At 50.4% G+C, this 22,085-nt stretch carries 19 protein-coding genes and 1 rRNA gene; 10 read left to right on the top strand and 10 right to left on the bottom strand.

Annotated elements, in window-relative coordinates; all coding sequences use genetic code 11:
* Positions 1–92 precede the first annotated feature (92 nt).
* A 5S ribosomal RNA gene (gene rrf, locus IV04_RS20860) occupies positions 93–208 on the top strand.
* A 65-nt stretch (positions 209–273) separates the two neighbouring features.
* Here the strand turns inward: rrf and IV04_RS20855 are convergent.
* The 4 genes from IV04_RS20855 to acs all read right to left on the bottom strand — a co-directional run bounded on the left by IV04_RS20855 (position 274) and on the right by acs (position 6,865).
* Complete coding sequence (locus IV04_RS20855) at positions 274–2,313, bottom strand: glycoside hydrolase family 3 N-terminal domain-containing protein (protein ID WP_051916921.1); 2,040 nt, start codon at positions 2,311–2,313, stop codon at positions 274–276.
* Positions 2,314–2,697: 384 nt separating this feature from the next.
* On the bottom strand, positions 2,698–4,350 hold the full coding sequence (gene actP / locus IV04_RS20850) for a cation/acetate symporter ActP (protein ID WP_037395187.1): 1,653 nt from the start codon (positions 4,348–4,350) through the stop codon (positions 2,698–2,700).
* The gene (locus tag IV04_RS20845; RefSeq protein WP_037395184.1) at positions 4,347–4,658 is read right to left on the bottom strand and encodes a DUF485 domain-containing protein; all 312 of its coding nucleotides are present in this window, start codon (positions 4,656–4,658) and stop codon (positions 4,347–4,349) included. The genes actP and IV04_RS20845 overlap by 4 nt, the downstream gene beginning before the upstream one ends.
* A 248-nt stretch (positions 4,659–4,906) precedes the next feature.
* On the bottom strand, positions 4,907–6,865 hold the full coding sequence (acs, locus tag IV04_RS20840; RefSeq protein ID WP_037395181.1) for an acetate--CoA ligase: 1,959 nt from the start codon (positions 6,863–6,865) through the stop codon (positions 4,907–4,909).
* A 148-nt stretch (positions 6,866–7,013) separates the two neighbouring features.
* On the opposite strand from acs, the gene IV04_RS26455 reads away from it, so the two are divergent.
* Complete coding sequence (locus tag IV04_RS26455) at positions 7,014–7,157, top strand: hypothetical protein (RefSeq protein WP_156106821.1); 144 nt, start codon at positions 7,014–7,016, stop codon at positions 7,155–7,157.
* Positions 7,158–7,463: 306 nt separating this feature from the next.
* Here the strand turns inward: IV04_RS26455 and IV04_RS26450 are convergent, their stop codons facing one another.
* On the bottom strand, positions 7,464–7,637 hold the full coding sequence (locus IV04_RS26450) for a hypothetical protein (protein ID WP_156106820.1): 174 nt from the start codon (positions 7,635–7,637) through the stop codon (positions 7,464–7,466).
* Between the two features lie 86 nt (positions 7,638–7,723).
* On the opposite strand from IV04_RS26450, the gene gltP reads away from it, so the two are divergent.
* Positions 7,724–9,040 carry a glutamate/aspartate:proton symporter GltP gene (gene gltP, locus IV04_RS20835; protein ID WP_037395178.1) on the top strand — a complete coding sequence of 439 codons (1,317 nt, stop codon included), beginning with the start codon at positions 7,724–7,726 and terminating at the stop codon, positions 9,038–9,040.
* Between the two features lie 49 nt (positions 9,041–9,089).
* Here gltP and IV04_RS20830 read toward each other — a convergent pair whose 3' ends face one another.
* Positions 9,090–9,629, bottom strand: coding sequence for a metal-dependent hydrolase (locus tag IV04_RS20830; protein ID WP_037395176.1), 540 nt, complete (start codon positions 9,627–9,629; stop codon positions 9,090–9,092).
* A gap of 111 nt (positions 9,630–9,740) precedes the next feature.
* Between IV04_RS20830 and IV04_RS20825 the strand changes: the two genes are divergently transcribed.
* Positions 9,741–12,002, top strand: a complete 2,262-nt coding sequence (locus tag IV04_RS20825; protein WP_037395173.1) for an FAD-dependent oxidoreductase — start codon at positions 9,741–9,743, stop codon at positions 12,000–12,002.
* 166 nt (positions 12,003–12,168) lie between these two features.
* Here IV04_RS20825 and IV04_RS20820 read toward each other — a convergent pair whose 3' ends face one another.
* The 4 genes from IV04_RS20820 to IV04_RS20805 form a co-directional block, all read right to left on the bottom strand.
* Positions 12,169–13,317, bottom strand: coding sequence for a sugar phosphate nucleotidyltransferase (locus IV04_RS20820; RefSeq protein WP_037395171.1), 1,149 nt, complete (start codon positions 13,315–13,317; stop codon positions 12,169–12,171).
* A 19-nt stretch (positions 13,318–13,336) separates the two neighbouring features.
* Entirely contained in the window at positions 13,337–13,684 is a 348-nt protein-coding gene (locus tag IV04_RS20815) for an STAS domain-containing protein (RefSeq protein ID WP_037395169.1), read from the bottom strand.
* A 536-nt stretch (positions 13,685–14,220) separates the two neighbouring features.
* A complete protein-coding gene (locus IV04_RS24800; RefSeq protein WP_051916920.1) occupies positions 14,221–15,006 on the bottom strand; it encodes a LuxR family transcriptional regulator in 786 nt (261 codons plus the stop codon).
* Positions 15,007–15,285: 279 nt separating this feature from the next.
* Positions 15,286–15,612: a FaeA/PapI family transcriptional regulator gene (locus IV04_RS20805; protein WP_051916919.1), complete on the bottom strand. Its 327-nt coding sequence runs from the start codon at positions 15,610–15,612 to the stop codon at positions 15,286–15,288.
* Between the two features lie 764 nt (positions 15,613–16,376).
* On the opposite strand from IV04_RS20805, the gene IV04_RS20800 reads away from it, so the two are divergent.
* From IV04_RS20800 to IV04_RS20775, 6 genes are all read left to right on the top strand, one after another.
* Positions 16,377–16,910, top strand: coding sequence for a fimbrial protein (locus IV04_RS20800; protein WP_037395166.1), 534 nt, complete (start codon positions 16,377–16,379; stop codon positions 16,908–16,910).
* 68 nt (positions 16,911–16,978) lie between these two features.
* Entirely contained in the window at positions 16,979–17,512 is a 534-nt protein-coding gene (locus IV04_RS20795; RefSeq protein WP_051916918.1) for a fimbrial protein, read from the top strand.
* A gap of 123 nt (positions 17,513–17,635) precedes the next feature.
* Complete coding sequence (locus IV04_RS20790) at positions 17,636–20,206, top strand: outer membrane usher protein (protein ID WP_081893263.1); 2,571 nt, start codon at positions 17,636–17,638, stop codon at positions 20,204–20,206.
* 11 nt (positions 20,207–20,217) lie between these two features.
* Positions 20,218–20,967 (top strand): fimbria/pilus periplasmic chaperone, encoded by a 750-nt coding sequence (locus IV04_RS20785; protein ID WP_037395225.1) that lies wholly within the window; start codon positions 20,218–20,220, stop codon positions 20,965–20,967.
* Between the two features lie 164 nt (positions 20,968–21,131).
* Positions 21,132–21,569, top strand: a complete 438-nt coding sequence (locus IV04_RS20780; RefSeq protein WP_152562927.1) for a fimbrial protein — start codon at positions 21,132–21,134, stop codon at positions 21,567–21,569.
* 19 nt (positions 21,570–21,588) lie between these two features.
* On the top strand, positions 21,589–22,074 hold the full coding sequence (locus IV04_RS20775; RefSeq protein WP_051916915.1) for a fimbrial protein: 486 nt from the start codon (positions 21,589–21,591) through the stop codon (positions 22,072–22,074).
* The last annotated feature ends 11 nt before the right edge of the window (positions 22,075–22,085 follow it).

Here is a 22,085-nt window from a genome sequence, read left to right as displayed (position 1 = left end):
TGATTTTCAGCGAAGTTCCGGATTGGTTCTGGTGGTTGCGTGCATACGAGAGAGGAGTATGTGATGTAACGGCTGGAATGAGAAAGAATTTGCCTGGCGGCAATAGCGCGGTGGTCCCACCTGACCCCATGCCGAACTCAGAAGTGAAACGCCGTAGCGCCGATGGTAGTGTGGGGTCTCCCCATGCGAGAGTAGGACACTGCCAGGCATAAAATAAGCAGAAGGCCATCCGCAAGGATGGCCTTTTTGCGTTTCTGGTATTCACTCAGGCAATTACAAACTCATCCCTGCATGAATTGGGTAGAGTGGATTTGCCGAGTCGTGTGGCACATCTTCTTTTTGCTGCAAAACAGCATTCCAGCTTGAAGGCAGTTCAAACGGCAATTTGCCTTCAGGTTTTGCTTTACCACTGATGATATCGAAGAGTGTGGCATCAGAACTGCCAAAGTTTGCCAATAAAGCATCCGTTTTATCGACGATATTTGTGAGTATTGCCGGACGATCCAGATAAATTGAGATGATAGTTGGTATCCCCTGCAGCTTCACCTGTTTGATGATCTGGTAATCATCACTGCCGCTGTAGATACCTGGTTTTTCATCTAATACCACGCTCTCTTGGTCTTCAAACCCCAGTTGCCCGAAATGCACAGCGCCAAACGGGTAGTGCGGATCGGTCTGGTAAGGCGTATTCACGCGAATTACTGCAATGTCAGCAGCTTCAGGCGTGCTGACAACGGTGAGCCCATAGCTGGCAGCCACTTCGGCATTTACGTTATACAAAAAGACTTTCTTGCCTGTGAGTGACATTGGTAACAGGTTATTGTCGTTCTTCAACAAGACATGCGAACGGCGCTGAGCGTCTGTGGCCTGCTGTTGAAAATCATTGTTACCGACCAGCGTTGCGGCGGCAGTTTCATCAACATAGGGGTTTTCGAACAATCCCAGGACGAATTTTTGTTGCAGTATTCTGACGACGGATGCATCAAGACGCGTCGTAGTGATTTGCTGTTCCTCTACTGCTGTGATCAGATCACTGGGATCGCTGGTTCCGCCAAACTGATCGATACCTGCATCCACGGCTTTAACGACTCGCTCTTGGCGTGTCAAGGTTTCAACGCCCCAAGGCATACCAATGGGGACAATAGCGAAAGGCGAAATTCCTGCGGCAACGTCGGCATCACTCATACCGGTAATACAGGTGCCTTCACAGTCTGACAGGATCCCCCAGTCACTCAGTATCACACCATCGAAAGCATAACGGCCACGAAGGATTTCTGTCAGAATCTGTTTGTTAAAACCGAACCCCACAGATTCAATCAGCGCATCTTTATACCAGAGGTCTACCGGTTGGCCGTAATAGGGCATAACCGAGGCTACTTTAGCGGCAAATGCTCCTTCAAATGGCACTAGGTGATACTCAAAGTCATTTCCTGGATAGACCTGTTCTTTACCATAAGAGTTATGAGGATCCAGGCCGTTCAACTGTGGCCCACCGCCGGAAAAGTGTTTCACTACGGTGATGACGCTATCTTTGTTCAGGCCGGTGCTGCCATTCTGGAAACCTTCAATATAAGCCTGCGTCATTCTCTTCGAGATCTGGTTATCTTCACCGAATGTTCCGTTGATCCGTCCCCAGCGTGGTTCGGTAGCCAGGTCAGCCTGCGGTGACAATGCCATTTGGATCCCTACGGCACGGTACTCCTTCCGGGCAATATCGCCGAATTTTTTCATCAGTTCTACATCATCGATCGCGGCGAATCCCAATGTCTCAGGCCATTGGGAAAAACTGCCCGCGACAATACTGGTCGCGTTGGGATCGTTGGTAAAATGGTTTCGTGGGTCGGTGCTGATGATAATCGGAATACCGAGGCGAGTTCCCTCTGCGACTTGCTGTATTTGGTTGTTATCATGGGAAATGTGGTTGGGATTGCCAGCCATACGCGTGATGAAGGTATTGACGGCTTTATCGACGATATCTTTTTTAGCGGCCTCAACATCGACACGCCCTGAAGAAAGTGGCAATGTCCCGTGCATCATTAATCCGGCTTTTTCTTCGGTAGTCATCAGAGAGGCCAGATTATTGGCTCGCGTTTTGGCATCCAAGCGCCAATCTTCATAGGGATCGAGCTTATTATTTTTATTGAGATCTTTGAACTTCAGTCCGTCGACCTCTAACAAGTTAACCTCTCGATGACCTAAATTTGCCTGTTTGGGGCCATCAGTATTTATCGTATCGTTATCAGAACATCCACTCAGCGCTAGAGCGATGAAACTTGCCAAAGACATTGCAGTACCGATCTTTCCTATTTGCATTGATCTATCTCCATTTTAGTGACAAAACTCCCAAAGGTAAGTCGTTAGCCTACTTCAAATTTTTTCCCAAAAAAACAAAGAAATAGCTTAGATGTTGCCCCAGAAATACGTGTAATAAAAAACTATTTTTTCGGACTATAAAATAAATACTCATAGATATATGAGATAGAGTTCAACCTTTGAGTAATTATTCTTCAGTATTGGGTCATGTTTTGGGATAGCTGTAGGATTTTTTTGGCAGAAATAGAGATTTTATGAATTAACCCCGAAACATTATTCGAGAATAATTTTAAAGATAAAAATATATCGCCTTCTATTTAACAAGCGACAGAGGATTTTTGTAGGGAAAAGGCTCCCTGAGGAGCCTTTGGCGGGTGATTGATATCAGTGTTTGGCACTCTGAGAGATACCTAGCCCGGTTTGCGAACGCACAAACTGGAAACGGAAGCGTTCGCGTTCTTGTTGCCCGGAGAGTGAGTTATCGGTGACTGAGAAGAACCAGGTTCCGACAAACGCAGCCAACATTGAGAACAAGGCCGGATATTCATACGGGTAGATAGGTTTGGCATGCCCAAGAATTTGTACCCAAATGGTTGGGCCCAGGATCATCAGGATCACAGCGGTCAACAGGCCGAGCCACCCCCCGATCATTGCCCCACGGGTTGTCAGACGTGACCAATACATGGAAAGAATGATAATCGGGAAGTTACAGCTGGCTGCGATGGAAAACGCCAAGCCAACCATGAAAGCGATATTCTGCTTTTCAAACAGAATCCCCAAAGTGATCGCGACGATCCCTAACACCAGAACGGTGATCTTAGAGACTTTAAGCTCATTACGTTCAGTCGCTTTACCGCTTTTGATGACACAGGAGTACAGATCGTGAGAAACCGCAGAAGCACCAGCCAGTGTCAGCCCGGCGACCACCGCCAGAATGGTAGCGAACGCCACGGCAGAGATAAAGCCGAGGAAGAAGTTACCACCAACGGCATTAGCCAGATGCACTGCAGCCATATTGTTGCCGCCTAGCAGGGCCCCCGTGGCATCTTTAAACGCTGGGTTAGAGCCCACCAGCAGGATCGCGCCGAAGCCGATAATAAAGGTCAGAATATAGAAATAACCGATAAAGCCAGTGGCATACAGCACACTCTTACGTGCTTCTTTAGCATCGTTAACCGTAAAGAAACGCATCAGGATATGCGGCAGACCTGCGGTTCCGAACATCAATGCCAAGCCTAGCGAGAGGGCTGAGATCGGATCAGAAACCAGCCCGCCAGGGCTCATGATGGCAATCCCTTTCGGATGCACTTTCACTGCTTCGGCAAACAGCGTATTGAAATCAAAATTGACTGACTTCATGACCATCAGGGCCATAAAGCTAGCACCAGCCAGCAACAGGACGGCCTTGATGATTTGCACCCAAGTGGTGGCCAGCATGCCGCCAAACAGAACGTATAACACCATCAATATGCCAACCAGTATGACCGCCACATGGTAATTGAGGCCAAACAGCAGTTGGATCAATTTGCCCGCCCCAACCATCTGAGCGATCAGATACAGCGCCACCACCACCAGTGAACCACAGGCGGAAAGGGTGCGGATGGGTTTCTGTTGCAGGCGATAAGAAGCGACATCGGCGAAAGTATAGCGCCCAAGGTTCCGCAACCGCTCAGCGATCAGGAACAGAATGATCGGCCAACCAATCAGGAAACCGATAGAATAAATCAGGCCGTCATAGCCGGAAGTATACACCAGGGCCGAAATACCGAGGAATGAGGCGGCAGACATAAAGTCACCGGCGATTGCCAACCCGTTTTGAAAACCGGTAATGCGCCCACCTGCCGTATAGTAATCCCCACGGGAGCGGGTGCGTTTAGAGGCCCAGTAGGTGATGTACAGTGTGGCACCCACAAACAGTATGAACATGATAATGGCCTGAATGTTCAGTGGTTGGCGCTGTACTGCCCCGCCGATAGCATCGGCATGGCTTAAGCCTGGCAAGGCCAGTAGAGTGATAGCTGATGTCAGGCGCTTCATTGCTGTACCTCACGCAGGATTTCGGCGTTAAGACGATCAAATTCACCGTTAGCACGGTAAACATAAATTCCGGTCAGAACAAAAGAGATGATGATCAGCCCGACACCGATCGGGATCCCGCGGGTAATCGTCGATCCGGCGGCGATCGGGGTGCCTAGCCACTGTGGTTCGAAGGCGATAAGAAGAATAAAACTAACGTACAATGCGAGGGTGATCAGCGAAAGTAGCCAAGCAAAACGGCTACGTTTCTGTACCAGTTCCTTGAAGCGCGGGTTATCTTCAATCTCTTGATAAATGTTTTCATTCATCTAAGTCTCTCCAGTAGGTGTTGATCTATACTCGCCGCACTTCAAGTCATATGGGCATAGGCTGCGTCCACTCGCCATTCGCACGGCTATACGCCTGGCGATTTTCGGGCTTGTTGCCTGCATGCAACTCGAATTATTGAGAGTACATACCTTTTATTGTTCAAGGGCGCCATTGCAGCGTCTTGACCTCTATCGGGTATACAAGCCGTTCCCCTGTGGTGACAGAGGAACGGCCAAGGCGGCGAAAATTAGGATGGAACTTTAATTGATTGTTTTTCTTCTAACAGCTTGTCGACTACAGCTGGATCCGCCAGCGTTGAGGTATCCCCCAGATTGCTGGTATCACCGGCAGCAATTTTGCGCAGAATACGCCGCATGATCTTGCCGGAGCGCGTTTTCGGCAGCGAATCAGTCCAATGGAGAACGTCCGGCGTAGCGAGCGGCCCGATCTCCTTACGCACCCAGTTGCGAACCTCGGTATAGAGCTCCGGCGTGGGTTCTTCTCCGTGATTCAGGGTGATATAGGCATAGATTGCCTGGCCCTTGATGTGATGCGGGATCCCTACCACGGCAGCTTCGGCAATTTTAGGATGAGCGACCAGCGCTGATTCGATCTCTGCCGTCCCCAGACGGTGGCCGGAAACGTTGAGCACGTCATCGACGCGGCCAGTGATCCAGTAATAGCCATCTTCGTCACGGCGGGCACCATCACCGCTGAAGTACATACCTTTAAAGGTAGAGAAGTAAGTCTGCTCAAAACGCTCGTGGTCACCGAACAGGGTGCGTGCCTGACCAGGCCAAGAGTCGGTAATCACCAGATTACCCTCACAGGTGCCTTCCTGCGGAATCCCCATGTTGTCCACCAGCGCAGGCTGCACGCCAAAGAATGGGCGCGTCGCGGAGCCGGGTTTCAGTTCGGTGGCACCAGGCAGCGGAGTGATCATGAAACCGCCGGTTTCTGTCTGCCACCAGGTATCGACGATCGGGCATTTACCGTTACCGATCTTGTTGTAATACCATTCCCAGGCTTCCGGGTTGATCGGCTCACCAACCGACCCCATAAGGCGCAGTGAATCGCGCTTGGTGCCTTCGATAGCTTTGTCACCTTCTGCCATCAAGGCACGGATCGCGGTTGGTGCGGTGTACAGAATATTGACCTGATGTTTATCGACAACCTGTGACAGGCGGTTCACACCGGGATAATTTGGTACGCCTTCAAACATCAACGTGATTGCGCCACAGGTCAAAGGGCCATACAGCAGGTAACTGTGGCCCGTTACCCAACCTACGTCGGCGGTACACCAGTAGATATCACCATCGTGATAGTCGAAAACATATTTGAACGTCAGTGCGGCATACACCAGATAGCCACCGGTGGTGTGTACCACGCCTTTCGGTTTGCCGGTAGAGCCGGAGGTATAAAGAATAAACAAGGGATCTTCGGCGTTCATCTCTTCTGGTGGGCAATCAGCACTCGCTCCAGCCGTCAGTTCGTGCCACCACAGGTCACGCCCTTCTTGCCAGTAACCGGGCTTACCGGTGCGTTGGAAGACCACGACATTGGTGATGGTTTTCACCCCAGGGTTTTGCAACGCGTCGTCCACGTTCTTTTTCAACGGCACGGAGCGGCCAGCGCGCAGGCCTTCATCGGCCGTGATCACCAGTTTGGCATGACAGTCGATAATACGGCCAGCCACGGCTTCGGGTGAGAAGCCACCAAAGATCACGGTATGTATGGCACCAATGCGGGCACAGGCCAGCATCGCGACGGCGGCTTCTGGCACCATCGGCATATAAATAGCGACGACATCACCTTTTTTCACCCCGAGTTTCTTCAGCACGTTGGCGAACTGGCAGACATCGTGATGCAGTTGCTTGTAGGTGACTTTTTTGGACTGGGTCGGATCGTCACCTTCCCAGATAATGGCGGTTTGCTCACCGCGATCGGCCAGATGACGATCCAGGCAGTTTGCCGACAGATTCAACGTACCATCTTCAAACCAGCGGATGCTGATGTGCCCAGGATCGAATGATGTATTTTTCACTTTAGTGTAGGGCTTGATCCAATCCACGATTTTGCCATGCTCACCCCAGAACGCTTCCGGGTCTTGCACAGACTGTTGATAATATTGCTGATACTGCTGCGGGTTGATCAGGGTTCGTTCTGCAATTGCAGACGGAATTGGGTGTTTATGCGGTTGGCTCATGGTTTTTCTCCTTAGAATTGTTAATAATATGTCAACTTATGGTTAAGTATAGTTTGCTCTCATTCTTTGTTCTTTTTTTGCGCGGCAGATCACGCAACGAAGATATTGATTTGTAATAGTTACTACAGTAATTGCGTTGTGGATCTGCTTGTTTGACGATGAAAAAGCCTCAGCCGGGGCATTTTCCTTAAAAAACTTTTTAAATAACCAAAAAGAGTTAATAAAAAAGCTGGCGTCTAGCTCTCTTGAAGAGGGAATGGGTATTACAAGTATGGAGTATGTATATATTTAAACCATTTTAAATTCGGTTAATAAATATTCTCTTCATTATTAATGATAGGAATTACCTTATTTCTGACTCAATGAAGAGGTCATTACTGACCACTAAAATCATTGTCAGCATTTTTTGTTTTGTATGAATTTCGTGCGTCTTATGGCTTTTGATTGGGAGCCTGCCGTTTCTTTTTGTTATCTTTTATTTAACAAAAATGAAACGATAGGATAAGACTAATTATGCAAACCGGATGCGAAATAACGCATTTCTATTTTGTATAAATATTGTTCTATTCTGTGCGCGGGTGATCAGAGAGCGCTAATATTATGTTTTTAAGAACAAGCAATTATGTTGCTGTTCATTTTTTGCTTGCTTATTTCCTATTCGAGAAAGTGTTCTGCCCAGATAAAACAAGGCTTGCAGAACAGGGGGTCCAAATGGTACAGATTCATATTGCGCTGCATAAAGGGCAAGCAAGCGTAGGGTTTCAATCAGCATAAGCCCACATCAAGTGACTAAGTATTCCATCTGAAGCTAGGGTTTGTTAAAGACTTTGGAGAGGCGTCTGTGAGGGATTTTTGGGTATGAAAAGTGTAAAAATTAGTCTGGCGTGGCAGATACTGATCGCGCTGATATTGGGGATTATACTGGGTGCGGTATTACATAATCAGACGGAATCGCGAGAGTGGTTGGTCAATAATATATTGAGCCCCGCTGGTGATATCTTTATTCGACTGATTAAGATGATAGTGGTTCCTATTGTTATTTCTACGCTGATAGTAGGGATTGCCGGTGTCGGAGACACCAAGAAGTTAGGCCGTATTGGATTGAAAACCATTATCTATTTTGAAGTGATTACCACTATTGCCATTGTGCTTGGGGTGACATTGGCTAATGTTTTTCAACCCGGACATGGCATCGACATGTCGGTGCTGACAGCGGTTGATATCTCCAAATATGAGAAAACCACTGAGCAGGTGCAGAGCGGCTCACACAGCCTGGTCGCCACTATGCTGTCGCTGATCCCGTCAAACGTGTTTGCATCGATTGCGAAAGGGGAAATGCTCCCGATCATCTTCTTCTCGGTGATTTTTGGTTTAGGGCTCTCCTCCCTGCCGCAGGAAACCAAAGAACCGCTGCTGAAGGTGTTTAAGGCGGTGTCTGAAAGCATGTTCAAAGTGACGCATATGATCATGCGTTATGCCCCGATTGGGGTGTTTGGTTTGATTTCGGTTACGGTGGCGAATTTTGGTTTTGCTTCGCTGCTGCCGTTGGCCAAGCTGGTGGTGTTGGTTTATTTCGCGATCGCCTTCTTTGCGCTGGTGGTGTTAGGCGTGGTAGCGCGGATGTGTAACCTGCGTATCTGGACCTTGATCCGCATCCTGAAAGAGGAACTGATCCTGGCATACTCGACCGCCAGTTCAGAGACCGTGTTGCCACGCATTATTGAGAAAATGGAGGCTTACGGCGCACCGAAGTCGATCACCAGCTTCGTCGTACCCACCGGTTACTCTTTCAATCTGGATGGTTCTACGCTGTATCAAAGTATCGCTGCCATTTTTATTGCACAGTTGTACGGCATTGAGCTGTCGCTGGGGCAGGAGATCATCTTGGTGCTGACGTTGATGGTGACCTCAAAAGGTATTGCTGGTGTGCCAGGGGTTTCTTTTGTGGTCCTGCTGGCGACGTTGGGCAGTGTGGGCATTCCGTTGGAAGGCTTGGCGTTTATCGCCGGTGTGGATCGGATTCTCGATATGGCGCGTACTGCATTGAACGTCGTGGGCAACGCCTTGGCGGTGCTGGTGATCGCCAAGTGGGAGAACCAGTTCGATGTCGAGAAATCACAGGCCTATGAGCGCGAGTTCCTGGCTGGCAAAGTGAAACCGGCAAGTCAGTCTTAAGTTCTCAAAAATACCGGTAAATCCAGCCACGGCGGATTTACCGGTACCCTCACGCTCTGCGCCCTGCAATCACTTTGCGCCAGACTATCAGCAGGCTCATCATCATCATCCCCGGCAGCCAGACCCACTGTAATTCAGAGAACATCACCGCATGGCCTGATGGCGTCAGGTATTTTTCCAGGTTGAATGGTGCCACCCGAATGACCTGCCAGGGCGCGAAGAAGCGTTGATCACTCCATGGCCACAACCAGCCTACGCCTTTACCTCCCGTGGTGATCGAATCCAGCAGGCTGTGTGAAAGCAGTGAGACAAACAGAAAGGCCCAGCTTTTCAGCGGCGGAGCTTTAAACCACCGGCACAGCAGCAACGCCAGCGTGGGGATGAGCACGGCAAAAAACAGTGAATGCGTAAAGCCGCGATGACCGAATGCATTGCCATAAGCAACACCAAATTTGAATGCCAGTACGTCGGCATCGGGCAACATGGCCAAGATAACGCCAACGAATAACAGGCGCGGTGGGATGATGTTCTGCCCGAGCCCTAATCCAAGGCACAGTGGCACTGCTGCATGAGTCACGATCGTTGGCATGGCTATCTTCCGTGATTTGAACCTATCGGCCCGCAGTTTTATCACAATCGTTCTTTATTACCTACTTTGGTATAGGCTTACGTCATTCAGCGTCATGGAGAGGTTCTGACTATGTGGGATGTTATCGTGATTGGTTCAGGGATTGGCGGGCTTACCAGCGCCGGATTATTGGCGGGGGTGGGTAAAAAAAAGGTCCTGGTATTGGAAAAACACTCGGAACCGGGCGGGCTGACCCATGTTTTTCGCCGCGATGGCGCATCATGGGATGTCGGCCTGCATTATATCGGCAATGTTGGGCCTGATTCTAAAACCCGGCAGCTATTTGATTGGCTTTCTGGCGGTGAGTTGAAATGGAATAAGCTCCCTGACGATTTTGACCGTTTTATCTACCCCGATTTCCAGTTCAACGTCCCTTCCGATCCTGATTTATATAAAGCTCGTCTCATTGCCTGTTTTCCAGACGAGGCCCGAGCGATCAAACGCTATTTCCGTGATATCAACCTCAGTTCTCTTTGGTCAACCATGGGGTTTGTCCGTGCATTTGTGCCGCAGAAAGTGGCTCCTATTGTGGGTTTTTTGCAGCGCTTAACCAGCCGTAAATCGCTCCAGACCACCCAGCAATATATGGAGAAAAACTTTCGTTCACCGCTGTTGCGTGCCGTTTTAGTCAGCCAATGGGGGGATTATGGTCTGCCCCCGGCCAACAGTGCTTTCGCCATTCATGCCCAGATCGTCAAACACTATTTAAACGGAGCCTGGTATCCGCAAGGGGGGGCGGGCCGCATTGCGCGGACTTTTGAACCACGCATAGAAAGCCAGGGCGGTGCGATACGTGTCAGTCAGGAGGTAGTGGCGATCGTGCTTGAAAACGGTCGCGCCGTCGGGGTAAAGGTGATCGATAGAAGGGGCGGCGAACCGCGTGAGGTCATCTATCGGGCCTCTACGATTATCTCCAATGTTGGTCTGGAGAATACGTTTCAGCACTTATTGCCGACGGAGGGGGAGGTCGGTAGCAAAACGGCGGCGATACGAGAGCTGGTGGGGCGGTTAAAGGGGCAGGGCGTATCTGCCGTCACACTGTATTTACGCTTAAAGGCACCGATTGCTAGCCTCGGCGTGCAGGGGGAAAACTATTGGATAAATACCAAGACGGACTTTGACGATCTGAGTTCACACTCTGAGCACCTGATGCAAGGCCAACCTTCGCACATCTATGTCTCTTTTCCTGCTGCCAAGTCGGGGGACGAGCGATTCCACACGGCTGAAATCATCTCTTTTGTGCAGCCCGACGCCTTCTCTGCCTGGCAAAATACCGCTAAAGGGCTGAGAGGCGGTGACTATGCGGCGCAGAAAAAGCGCGTGGCTGCAGGGTTATTACGATTGGCAGAAGCATCATTGCCCGGTTTAACCCAGTTGGTTAGCTATTCTGAGCTCTCAACGCCTTTAACCATGCAACATTACACCTCACATCCTCGTGGTGGTTTCTATGGCTTGCCTGCGACCCCGGAACGCTATCGCGCCTATTTTTTAGGGCCAACTACACCGATTGCCGGGCTCTATATTTCAGGCACGGATGCCGGATGTCTGGGGATTGTTGGCGCGTTGATGGGGGGCGTTGGGGCTGCGGCGCAAGCGATGGGGGCCAGAGGGTATAATTTAATCCAGGCTGCGCTGAAAGAAGAACTGCAACCGTTACCGACCTATTCATTACCGGCGCACAAGCAACGTGCCGTATTAATCAACAAAACCCCGCTTACTGCCACGATCTGGCATCTTCGTTTTGAATTGGGTTCACCGCTTGTTGCCTTTGTTGCAGGGCAATTTGGCCGTTTGCGTGTTGCCGATTACGAGTGGCGCGACTATTCGATTGCGCGAACGCAGGGGAAAACGGTTGAATTTGTCATCGATACTCGCACCGGAGGGGATGGATCTGTTTTCGTCAGGCAGGCCGAAGTGGGGTTGCAGACCGAGATTGAACTCCCACTCGGCCATTATGCAGTGGTGAACAACGCAAACCGCAAAGTATTCATTGCTACAGGCACGGGATTAGCGCCCTTTTTACCGATGTTTAAGCAGCTTGCCCAGTCCGGGGATCTCGAAATGGCTGAACTGTTCTTTGGCTGCCCGACATTGGCTGATGATATTACCGGCCATTTTTCGCCGTTGCCGCCAGTGAAAACGCTTTGCCTCAGCAGAGCAGAGGTTGTGTCTGATGGAATGTTTAAAGGAAGAGTGCCCGAAGCGCTCGACAATCTGCCTTTTGACCCAGATACCACGGATTTTTATGTTTGCGGTTCCGCGCAGATGGTGGCGGATTGCCAACGCTTGCTGGAACAAAAGGGCGCAATAAATATTTTCATCGAAGCTTATTAGGGGGCGCAGTGAGGCTCCCTGGCATTTCAGCGCTATCAGAAACTCGTAAACCGGTAGCACTTTAAGTGTTGGCCGCCGTATCTCACCTGATGCGGGCCCGATAGCGCAGCAGACTGACTTCTGCACCTTGATCGGGCCTGCATCCTCTCGGCGAGCGGGCTCAGATCTAGCCGAGTAGCTCTTTGAATAACGACTTTTCTGCCGTAATAATGTCGGTGCGCCGTTTGTCATCAATTAACCAGTTCAACCCGGCATCCGACAAATCGATGGCGGTTCCGTCCGGTGAAATCACCTTTCCGGCAAAAATCATCTGCTGGTTCAATTGGGCGATCCCACCGACCCGGGTGTAATCAGCGACAAAGCTCTGATCGACCACCGCACCTTGCTCCAAGAGGCAGCCTGCCCCAATGATTGCAGGCCCTCGGATGGTCACACCCGGCTGTATCTCGGTACTGCTACCGATATAGACCGGCCCTTCGATATCCAGGTTGGCAAAATCGGCTTTTACGTTAAGTCCACACCAGATCTGCGGTGCAACCTGAATACCTGGCATCGGGTAGTCAGGCAGTTCCCCATTAAGAATCATACGGTTCACATGCCAGAAATCCTGCAGCGAGCCAATGTCTACCCACTGGAATGGCAAGGCAATGCCGTAGAAAGGAACGCCTAAATCAGCAAGTTTAGGGAACAGTTGGCTGCCAATGTCATATTCAACGCCGTCAGGAATGTAATTGAAAATCTCGGGTTCAAAAACATAGATGCCGGTATTAGCGTTGTTGGATAACGCTTCTTCTGCTTTCGGTTTTTCCTGAAACTTACTGACCCGGCCTTGTTCATCGGTGACGACAATACCGTATTTACTCACCTGATCGGTGGGTACGGGGCGCATGATCAGGGTGGCGATACTTTTTCTGGCCCGATGAAAAGCCAGAACCTGATCGAAATCCACATCAATCAAGGCATCCCCACATACCACGACAAAAGTGTCGTCAAAAAAGCCGGAGAAATTTTGGATGTGCTTCATGCCACCGGCAGAGCCCAACACGTTATCAACAAAGGTATTGCCCTGCATTACGCCTTCGTAGGAGTAGCCCATTTCGACTCCCCAGGCATGGCCATCGCGGAAATAATTCTCGATATCTGAGGAAAGGTAGCTGGTATTAACCATTAACTGATTAAATCCGTAGGCTCTTAAATGCTCAACGATCGATTCCATAATCGGTTTGCGAATGAGTGGGATCATTGGCTTTGGTAATATCGTGGTCAGCGGTCTGGCTCGGGTTCCCTTTCCTGCGGCAAGAATCATGGCTTTCATAATAGATATTCCTTGTTAATCAAGGTGCTACTGAGCACATTTGTTGTAATGCATGACTTTGATCGGCACCGATAGTAAATATCTTGTCCATTCGGGTTAACTTGAACATGCTGAGAATATTGTTGTTCAGTGAGCAGACCGCGAACTCACCTTTTCCATGTAAGGTTTTCAAAAGAGAGACCAAAGCACCTAAAAAGCTGCTGTCGATGAAATCCACCTGCTTGAAATCCAGCAAAATTTTGTGGGTCCCCTGTGCGATCATGGTTTGTATATCTTCTTTGAACTTGGCGGAGACCGAGGCATCCAACCGCCTGTCCAGAAGAGTTACAACCAACACATCGCCAATTGACTGAGTTTCAAAGTTCATCATTTCTTCCTTACAATACCGTTGGAGGGAAAGCAGCTACTGCGTCAGCTCACCAGTAAAGAAATATCGTTAATTCATCCTACAGGCCCAGGCGGAATAATCACTATGCCGTTCATCTGTGGGTGTTGGTTACCTGTAACGCAATGGTTGTTGTATTTGCCGAAAACGTAACATAGGCAGAAAGCGTAAACTGCCATGCAGCCAGCAGTTTTTGTCACCTGCAAGCGATCTTCTATTTGTTGACGGGTTGGTGAAAGTTTCTGAGAGGGGGTCTGGCATCAGGCTGTGTCCCTCCATGTCACTTGTCACGGTTGGCGGCTATTTGGCAAGAAATCCGTCGCTAGCTAAAGGGCATTGCGCGCGGGTTCTTGGCTACCAATAACGGTATTAAGCGTAGCACAGAGTTCTAGCCTTTCAATTTGTGGCTCAGGTGGGCCTGGAGGGAGGGGAACTCGAGTTTTATCGAGGTGAGCCCGATTTAATCAGGCCCATCTTCCGGAGCTACGCCGATGCTGTTCAAATCGTTCCGTTGCCGTCTACCTGCATCTTGACGTTATTTGGGGATAGTCGCTGACTAGTATGCCCTGAGAATAGGTTCTGGCCGTTGGCGTTTTGACCTGGCCGTTGGCGTGTGTTTTTTCTCCCGACTGATGAACAGAGTTGGTGGCAGAAGGTCTGCTCACCTGGGGGTTGTGGGGGGACTGTGCCTGGGCCAGTTCGTTTAAATAATGCCCTCCTCCTTGCAGGAGCCATTGATAAAGCTCTTGGTTACATCTGAAATTCAGTTTCCGCATGGCACTTTGCTTATGAGCATTGGCCGTTTTCTCGTTGATGTCTAAATATGCTCCGGTATCACGTCCATTCATCCCTTGGTAAATACACCGTAAGACATCGGTCTCTCTTGGCGTTAACGGGAACATGCACTGACAGGAACGGTGAAATGCGCTTGATAACGGGGATTGCGAATCCAGCGCGGAATTTAGCAACTCAAGCAAGACGAAGAGTGTCTGATGGCGATACAGCGTCCCTGCATTGCATTTTTCACACCGCCCTCCACGTTCGAAAGTCTCTTTGTTCCGCCCTCGCTGTTTGATAAAGAACACCAACGGATGGCAATTACGCTGGTGTAATTGGTAAAGCCACGGGGGATTAGTGGTGATATTGCCCAGGAAAACGATGTCGACAGCGCCATCGGTCTGAGTTTCATCAAGCAGATGAACATCTTGAGCACGAGACTGAAAAAAACCTTGTAACCCAAGGCGTAGGCCGTTAGCAAAATAGCGGTCGGCATCGGCTATCAGGATGGAGAGTGGCTGTGCCATGATATGGAGTCCTTTCTACCTAGGTATCTGTAAACGGTGATTTCGCCATATTTCGCGTTGCATGTATGTTGGTTGCGCTACTTGGCACTATCCAGTGCTTCTACCCATAGCGGCCATAGCAAACCGCGTTTCAATCAACTCCCTATTTGTGACATCACTATTCCCAAGCTTACAGCCCTCCTGAAGCTCAAATATTTAGAGCATAAGATAAGAGTGGTGCAGCTCTGTAATGGATCGATGTCGACCAAAATAACGTTGGGATAGATGTTCAAAGGTTAATCAGAGTATTAAGTTTTCTGTGCTGCAGGACAGCTCTTCCCTTTTGCTATGTTGTTTAGCTAGTGGAACAGATTCGGCGATGTACCAGCGTAAACTGTTATTGAGTGCCCCAGAGGTAACATAAGCTTTTTTTTCATCAACCAATCTCAGCAGATAGTAACGCGCCAGGTAAATGGTAATTTCGCAGTATTCGGCGATCTCTCGGGTTTTTGGCCAATTTACTTGCGGGGGAACGGTTGTATGGGGAACCTCCTTCTTGCAGAGGGTTCGCAAGGCATTAAGTACATTATTTAGTTGCTTTTCTCTTTCTTTATTGCGAGAAGACATCGACTACCTCCTTTTAATGTGTCTCGATAAAATTTAATTTCCCAGGGCTAATATTGCCCTGCTAATTTTTATCTCTATTGCAATAAGATTGATGCTATAGAAGCCCATGCTTTGCTTTCGTTTCATACGGGTGCTAGTCCGGTACGCTAAGTTACCATGGCTTATTGTTTTGTAAAAACAAAAAACACGATCAATGAAGTTGCATTTGCAATGTTTTTTAGCATAAAATTCTAATTAATCCTATTTTGCGACCGCTGGGGTCGCAATAGGAATATTCGTACACAAAAATAAGTTTTTTATGGCGAAATTGCTCGGTTAGGAAAAAATACTTTCAAAAATCAGAAGCATTTGCAATAATTTTTTCCGAAGAGAGGTGTGGGTTAACTGAGGGTGAGCCACTGTTGAAATAGCCATCAATATTGCTTTTTTTTAATTATAAAATAATTTATAGATGATGATTAGGCTGTTTTTTTACAGATAAAAGCCCTTTTTTCTAGAATTTTTTGTAGGCTGTTGTTTTATTCTGTTTGATTTGTTCATTGGATAAGGCACCGAAATGAGGTTTCTTTTTCGGTGTGTTGCCCCTTGTTAAATAAAGGGGAAGGAAAGGATGCCTTCTTTTATGTCAAATGAAAGGATGCTGCCTGATATATCAATCTCTGCCCGATTTAAACTGTGCCTTCACTTGACTGGTAGGGTTTTTATTGCGGCGGAATAATAGCTCAGGATCTCTCGTTAATTAACGTTTTAAGGATAAAGAAAGCATGAAACTGAATAACATTGCGCTGGCTACGATTCTGTCTCTGGGAATGGTTTCCTTGGCAAATGCTGATGCTGGTTCGGGCAAAGTCAATTTCGTCGGTAAGATCATTGATGCGCCTTGCTCTATCGCACCAGAAAGCCTCGACCAGACCAAGAGCTTTGGTCAGGTAGCTAATGTGGCTTTGGTGAATGGCGGCAAATCCAGCGTACTGAATTTTGATATCAAACTGCAAGGTTGCGATATCTCCAGCAAAAACAAAGTAAGAGTCACCTTCGGTGGCCCATCAGGTGGCGCTACAGGTAGCACCAATACCCTGCTGGGCATCACTGGTGCTCGCGGTGCGAGCATTGCGATGTTTGACGGTTCTAACCAACCGATCACATTGGGTACCGCAACCACCGTACAAAACCTGCTGGCTGGGGCCAACACCCTGAGCTTCTCTGCTTATCTGCAGGGGCATGCCGGTACTACGTTGGCGGATATCGAAGAAGGTGACTTCACCGCGACGACCAACTTTACGTTGGCATACAACTAAGATTGGACGTGGCTGCATGCGTTTTCGCATGCAGCCTTTATTTTCGCGGTCCGTAACGGGAGTCAGGGATGTCAGGGAATACCTTTACCGCTGCCACGCTGCTGTTACTGGTGGGCGCTGTTACTGTGCTGCCCGCGTGGGGAGGAAGCAGCCTCAACATCAATGGGGCCATAGTGGCTACCGCTTGCGATATCGATATTAAAAGCCATGACCAAACTGTCGAGATGGGTACGTTGCCTTTTGATCAGGTGGTCAACAACAGTCAGGCATTGGCGCGCTCTTTCAGTATTGGCCTGGTGAACTGTGCGCTGAAACACATTGGCGACAGTATCCTGGGCAAGCAGCATTTTCGTGTCACCTTTGATGGCCGTAATGAGAATGGCCGTTTTGGCGTGGACGGCGAGGCCCGTGGCGTGGCGCTGGTATTGAGCGATGCGCAAGGCCAGGAAGCGACGCCTGGTGAACCATTACCACCGCAGATACCGGTATTACAGGCCAAGGAAATGCGCCTGAATTATACCGCTCGTATGGTGAGCAATAATCAGCCGTTGCAGACCGGTACTTATACCGCTCTGGTGCGCTACCAAATTGAGTATTACTGAGTAGCACGCTGGCGTGATGATGGACTGTCAGCGCGTCAAGACAGATTTACTTTCTCGGCAGAGTATTCCCTTCAATAACAACCATAACGCCCGTGAAAGTTATTAACGCATAAAGGTCAATGGATGATGAGCACCCCACTTGTAGGAGTACCGGTTCCCCGCCCCCGCCTGTTGCCATTGTTGATTGCGCTGGCATTGGTGAACGGCCAGGTGTCTGCCGCACAACCCATCGAATTTAACACCGACGTGCTGGATGTGCAGGAACGCGGCAATATCGATCTGAAGCGTTTTGCCCGTGCTGGTTATGTCATGCCGGGTGAATACAGTCTGGTGGTCAACGTTAACCAACAGGAATTGTCAGAGCAGTCGATTCAGTTCTATCCGGCAGAAAAAGATCCGGCTAACACTGAGGCCTGCCTTCCGGCCAAGCTGGTGGAGCAAATCGGGCTCAAGGAAGAATTCTCCCGCCAACTGACCTGGTGGCATAACGGCCAGTGCTTGGCGATCGGTAGCCTGGCCGGGATGACGGTGCGCACCGATTTGGGTAACAACACCCTGTATCTGAGTGTGCCGCAGGCTTATCTGGAATACAGCGCCGCCGATTGGGATCCACCATCACGTTGGGATGATGGCATTCCCGGGCTGCTGCTGGATTACAACATCAACGCCCAAACTCAGCGTCAAACCCAGAACGACAATGTACAAAAAGGCTATAACCTGAGCGGTAACGGGCTGGTAGGGGCCAATGCGGGCAGCTGGCGGTTGCGGGCCAGTTGGCAGACACAGGTTGATCATCAGACCGGCTCGGGGCAACCCGTCAATCAAAGATTCGAGTGGACTCAATACACGGCTTACCGGGCGATTGCGCGGTTAGGGGCCAAGCTGACGTTGGGTGAGGATTTCCTGAATTCCGACATCTTTGACAGCTTCCGCTATACCGGGGTGAGTCTGGTGAGTGATGACGCCATGCTGCCGCCGAACCTGCGCGGCTATGCACCAGAAGTGAGTGGCGTGGCACGTACCAACGCCCGAGTGGTGGTCAGCCAGCAGGGGCGGGTGTTGTATGAAACCTTGGTTCCCGCCGGGCCATTCCGTATTCAGGATCTGAATAACGCAGTATCGGGGCTGATGGATGTCCGTGTCGAAGAGCAGGACGGCAGCGTACAGGCGTTCAGCATCAGCACGGCGAGCATCCCCTACCTGACACGCCCTGGCATGATCCGTTACAAACTGGCGAGTGGGCGGCCAACCGACTGGCGGCATCGTACGCAGGGCCCACTGTTTGGCAGTGGTGAATTCTCCTGGGGGGTTAACAACGGTTGGTCGCTGTTTGGCGGTGGCCTGGCCGGTGATGAGTACAACGCATTGGCGCTGGGTATAGGCCGGGATCTGATGGCTTTAGGGGCGCTGTCGTTTGACGTGACGCAATCCTGGGCGCGCTTACCGCAAGAAACCCTGAGTGGCGGCTCGTACCGCCTGCGTTATTCAAAGAACTTCGATCAGATTGGCGGTCAGGTGACTTTTGCCGGTTATCGCTTCTCGGAACGCAGCTTTATGACCATGGGAGAGTTTATCGAGGTGCGTAACCTGGGTGCTCGCAGCCAGAACAGCAAAGAAATGTATACGGTGTCATACAGCCAGCAGTTCCGTGACATAGGGCTGACGGCCAATCTGAACTACGACCACCAGACCTACTGGGATCGGGATGCCAACGATCGTTACAGCCTGTCGTTGATGCGCTACCTCAACATTGGCCGTTTCAAGAACCTCAGCCTGTCGCTGACCGGTTATCGCAATCAGTACAACGGGCTGAATGATGATGGGGTGTTCCTGTCGCTGTCACTGCCTTGGGGTAACCGAGGCTCAGTCAGTTATAGCGGGACATGGGATCGCAATGACAACACACACCGCGTCAGCTACACCGATCGCGTCGGCGATCGCGGCAGCTATCAGGTCAGCAGTGGATGGACACGCAATGGTGCGCTGGCAAGCGGCTTCTATAGCCATCAGGCCGATTGGGCCCAGATCAATGCCACGGCCAGTGCCCAGAGAGGCAGTTACAGCACGGTGGGGCTGGCGTTCCAGGGCGGAATGACCGCCACCCGTGAAGGTGCGGCGCTCCACCGCGTCGCGGTACCGGGCGGCACCCGCCTGCTGGTGGATACCGATGGAGTCGCGGGGATCCCTATCCGCAACTACGGCGCACCGATGCTGACGAACCGTTATGGCAAGGCCGTAGTGGCGGATATGAACAGTTACTACCGTAATCGGGTGAACATCGACCTGGATCAGTTGCCCGATAACGCCGAAGCGCTGAAGTCGGTGGTGCAAGCCACGCTGACTGAAGGTGCCATAGGTTACCGCCGATTTGACGTGGTTGCCGGTGAGAAAGCGATGGCTACTATCCGTCTGGAGAACGGCACCATGCCGCCATTCGGGGCGACGGTACAGAACCTGAAAAAACGCGATGTGGGGATCGTCAACGACGGCGGCAGTGTCTACCTGAGCGGCATCCAGCGCGGCGAAACCATGACGGTGCACTGGGACGAACGGGCGCAATGTGAGCTGACATTACCTACCGTGCTGCCTGCGGAAGGGACGCGAGAATTACTGTTGCCATGCAGGATTATCTCACCAAAAACAACCACAACAGATTTGGCTGCAGTACAGACAAACGCTGAGACAATACGATGATGGGGCATGAAATGAAGAGAATGAATACGGTGATGGCGCTGACCGCCGGATCTTTGTTGTGCGTACTGGCGACGCAGGCCCAAGCGGCTATCGCGCTGGATCGTACCCGGATTATCTTTGCTGGCGGGGATAAGTCGGTCAGCCTGAGCGTGAATAATGATAACCCGCAACTGCCGTATCTGGCACAGGGCTGGATAGAGGATGCCCAGGGCAACAAGATCACCGGCCCGCTGACGGTGTTACCACCGGTACAGCGTATCGAACCCGGTGCGAAAAGCCAGGTCAAGGTTCAGGCGTTACCGACGGCGAACCAACTGCCACAGGATCGGGAAACGCTGTATTACTTTAATTTGCGTGAGATCCCCCCCAAGAGCGACAAGGCTAACACATTGCAGATCGCGCTACAGACACGCATCAAGCTGTTCTATCGGCCAAAGGCGCTGGTGAAGACCACGGCAGAGATGGCAACGCCATGGCAGGAGCAACTGACGTTGAGCAGGCAGGGTGACAAGTATGTGGTCAACAACCCGACGCCTTATTACGTGACGCTGGTGGATGCGGGCAGCCAAAAAGGTGTCAGCGCGCCGGGGTTTGAACCACTGATGTTAGATCCGAAGGGGAGTATGCCGCTGGGCGTGACCGCCTCGGTGTTGGGTAATTCGCCGGTATTGACCTACGTCAATGACTATGGTGGCCGCCCGGTGTTGACGTTCAGATGCGGTGGAGCAGATTGCCAACTGGTCTCGGAGAAGAAGGGCTAGCCTAGGCTGGCCGCGCCAGGTCACAGGGAGAGGACGCGGGTCAGCCTGCAAGGAGAGAACGAATGCAACAATATTATCCTGCACCAGATGGAGACCATCGGGGCGAGATGCGCACAGGAGCGGTAAGTAAATATTGCTTGGGAATATTAGTGGGCGTTTTACTGATGAGTGCTCCTGCTATCGCTAATATACCGGTGAATATCCGGGGGACGGTCATCCTCCCTCCGCCCTGTATTATTAATAATAATCAAACGATCCGGGTGGATTTTGGTGATGAAGTGATGACCACTCGTATTGATGGCGTTAACTATAAGCAGGCGATTACTTATAGCCTGAGTTGTGATATTCAGAAAACCAATAATCTGAAAATGAGCATACAGGGCAATACCGCCGATTTTAATGCGGCGCTGCTGCGTACCAATAAAAGTGGTTTAGGCATCGCTTTATATAATGGCAACCAATCGTTAAATGCCAATACCTGGTTCAACTATACCTACCCCAGCAAACCTGAACTGTATGCGGTGCTGGTCAAGCAAAGTGGGGCGACCTTGAGTGGCGGTGAGTTTACGGCAGGCGCAACGTTATTAATCGATTACCAGTAAACAGAGGGAGAGCGGAGTCATGCGGATTTTACAGTTTTCCCTGCTGGTAGCGGGTTTAAGTGGATATTTATCGATGGCGTTTGCCGCTGGCGATGTGGCATTTCGAGGCACGTTAATCGAACCGCCTCCCTGCACTATCAACAGCGGCAATAATATCACCGTTGATTTCGGGCAGAAGGTCGGCATTAAAAAGATCGACGGTGTTAATTATATGCAGGACATTAACTATAGTCTGGTTTGTGAGCCCAATACGCAGAGTTGGGTGTTAAAGCTGAAGCTCACCGGCAACCGTACCCCGTTTGATAATGCGGCGGTACAAACCAATATTAGCGACTTGGGCATTAAGATCCTGCGTGACGGCCAACCCTTTACCTTGGGCAGTGAGCTGACTATCACACCATTAAGTCGGCCCCAACTCAAAGCCGTGCCGGTACAAAAGCCGGGGGTATTGTTAACCGAAGGCCCCTTTGAAGCGGCAGTCACGCTTCAGGCTGATTACCAATAAGAGGGAGCGAT

The organism is Serratia sp. Ag1, assembly GCF_000743355.1.
Taxonomy (GTDB): Bacteria; Pseudomonadota; Gammaproteobacteria; order Enterobacterales; family Enterobacteriaceae; genus Chania.
The sequence above is the reverse complement of the archived record's forward strand: the minus strand, read 5'-3'. Positions and strand labels throughout refer to the sequence as shown.

Bases quoted from the DNA above. Each gene is read 5' to 3' on its own strand.
- IV04_RS20855 (WP_051916921.1), bottom strand. From the start codon at position 2,313: ATGCAAATAGGAAAGATCGGTACTGCAATGTCTTTGGCAAGTTTCATC.
- actP (WP_037395187.1), bottom strand. From the start codon at position 4,350: ATGAAGCGCCTGACATCAGCTATCACTCTACTGGCCTTGCCAGGCTTA.
- IV04_RS20845 (WP_037395184.1), bottom strand. From the start codon at position 4,658: ATGAATGAAAACATTTATCAAGAGATTGAAGATAACCCGCGCTTCAAG.
- acs (WP_037395181.1), bottom strand. From the start codon at position 6,865: ATGAGCCAACCGCATAAACACCCAATTCCGTCTGCAATTGCAGAACGA.
- IV04_RS26450 (WP_156106820.1), bottom strand. From the start codon at position 7,637: ATGCTGATTGAAACCCTACGCTTGCTTGCCCTTTATGCAGCGCAATAT.
- gltP (WP_037395178.1), top strand. From the start codon at position 7,724: ATGAAAAGTGTAAAAATTAGTCTGGCGTGGCAGATACTGATCGCGCTG.
- IV04_RS20830 (WP_037395176.1), bottom strand. From the start codon at position 9,629: ATGCCAACGATCGTGACTCATGCAGCAGTGCCACTGTGCCTTGGATTA.
- IV04_RS20825 (WP_037395173.1), top strand. From the start codon at position 9,741: ATGTGGGATGTTATCGTGATTGGTTCAGGGATTGGCGGGCTTACCAGC.
- IV04_RS20820 (WP_037395171.1), bottom strand. From the start codon at position 13,317: ATGAAAGCCATGATTCTTGCCGCAGGAAAGGGAACCCGAGCCAGACCG.
- IV04_RS20815 (WP_037395169.1), bottom strand. From the start codon at position 13,684: ATGAACTTTGAAACTCAGTCAATTGGCGATGTGTTGGTTGTAACTCTT.
- IV04_RS24800 (WP_051916920.1), bottom strand. From the start codon at position 15,006: ATGGCACAGCCACTCTCCATCCTGATAGCCGATGCCGACCGCTATTTT.
- IV04_RS20805 (WP_051916919.1), bottom strand. From the start codon at position 15,612: ATGTCTTCTCGCAATAAAGAAAGAGAAAAGCAACTAAATAATGTACTT.
- IV04_RS20800 (WP_037395166.1), top strand. From the start codon at position 16,377: ATGAAACTGAATAACATTGCGCTGGCTACGATTCTGTCTCTGGGAATG.
- IV04_RS20795 (WP_051916918.1), top strand. From the start codon at position 16,979: ATGTCAGGGAATACCTTTACCGCTGCCACGCTGCTGTTACTGGTGGGC.
- IV04_RS20790 (WP_081893263.1), top strand. From the start codon at position 17,636: ATGATGAGCACCCCACTTGTAGGAGTACCGGTTCCCCGCCCCCGCCTG.
- IV04_RS20785 (WP_037395225.1), top strand. From the start codon at position 20,218: ATGAAGAGAATGAATACGGTGATGGCGCTGACCGCCGGATCTTTGTTG.
- IV04_RS20780 (WP_152562927.1), top strand. From the start codon at position 21,132: ATGAGTGCTCCTGCTATCGCTAATATACCGGTGAATATCCGGGGGACG.
- IV04_RS20775 (WP_051916915.1), top strand. From the start codon at position 21,589: ATGCGGATTTTACAGTTTTCCCTGCTGGTAGCGGGTTTAAGTGGATAT.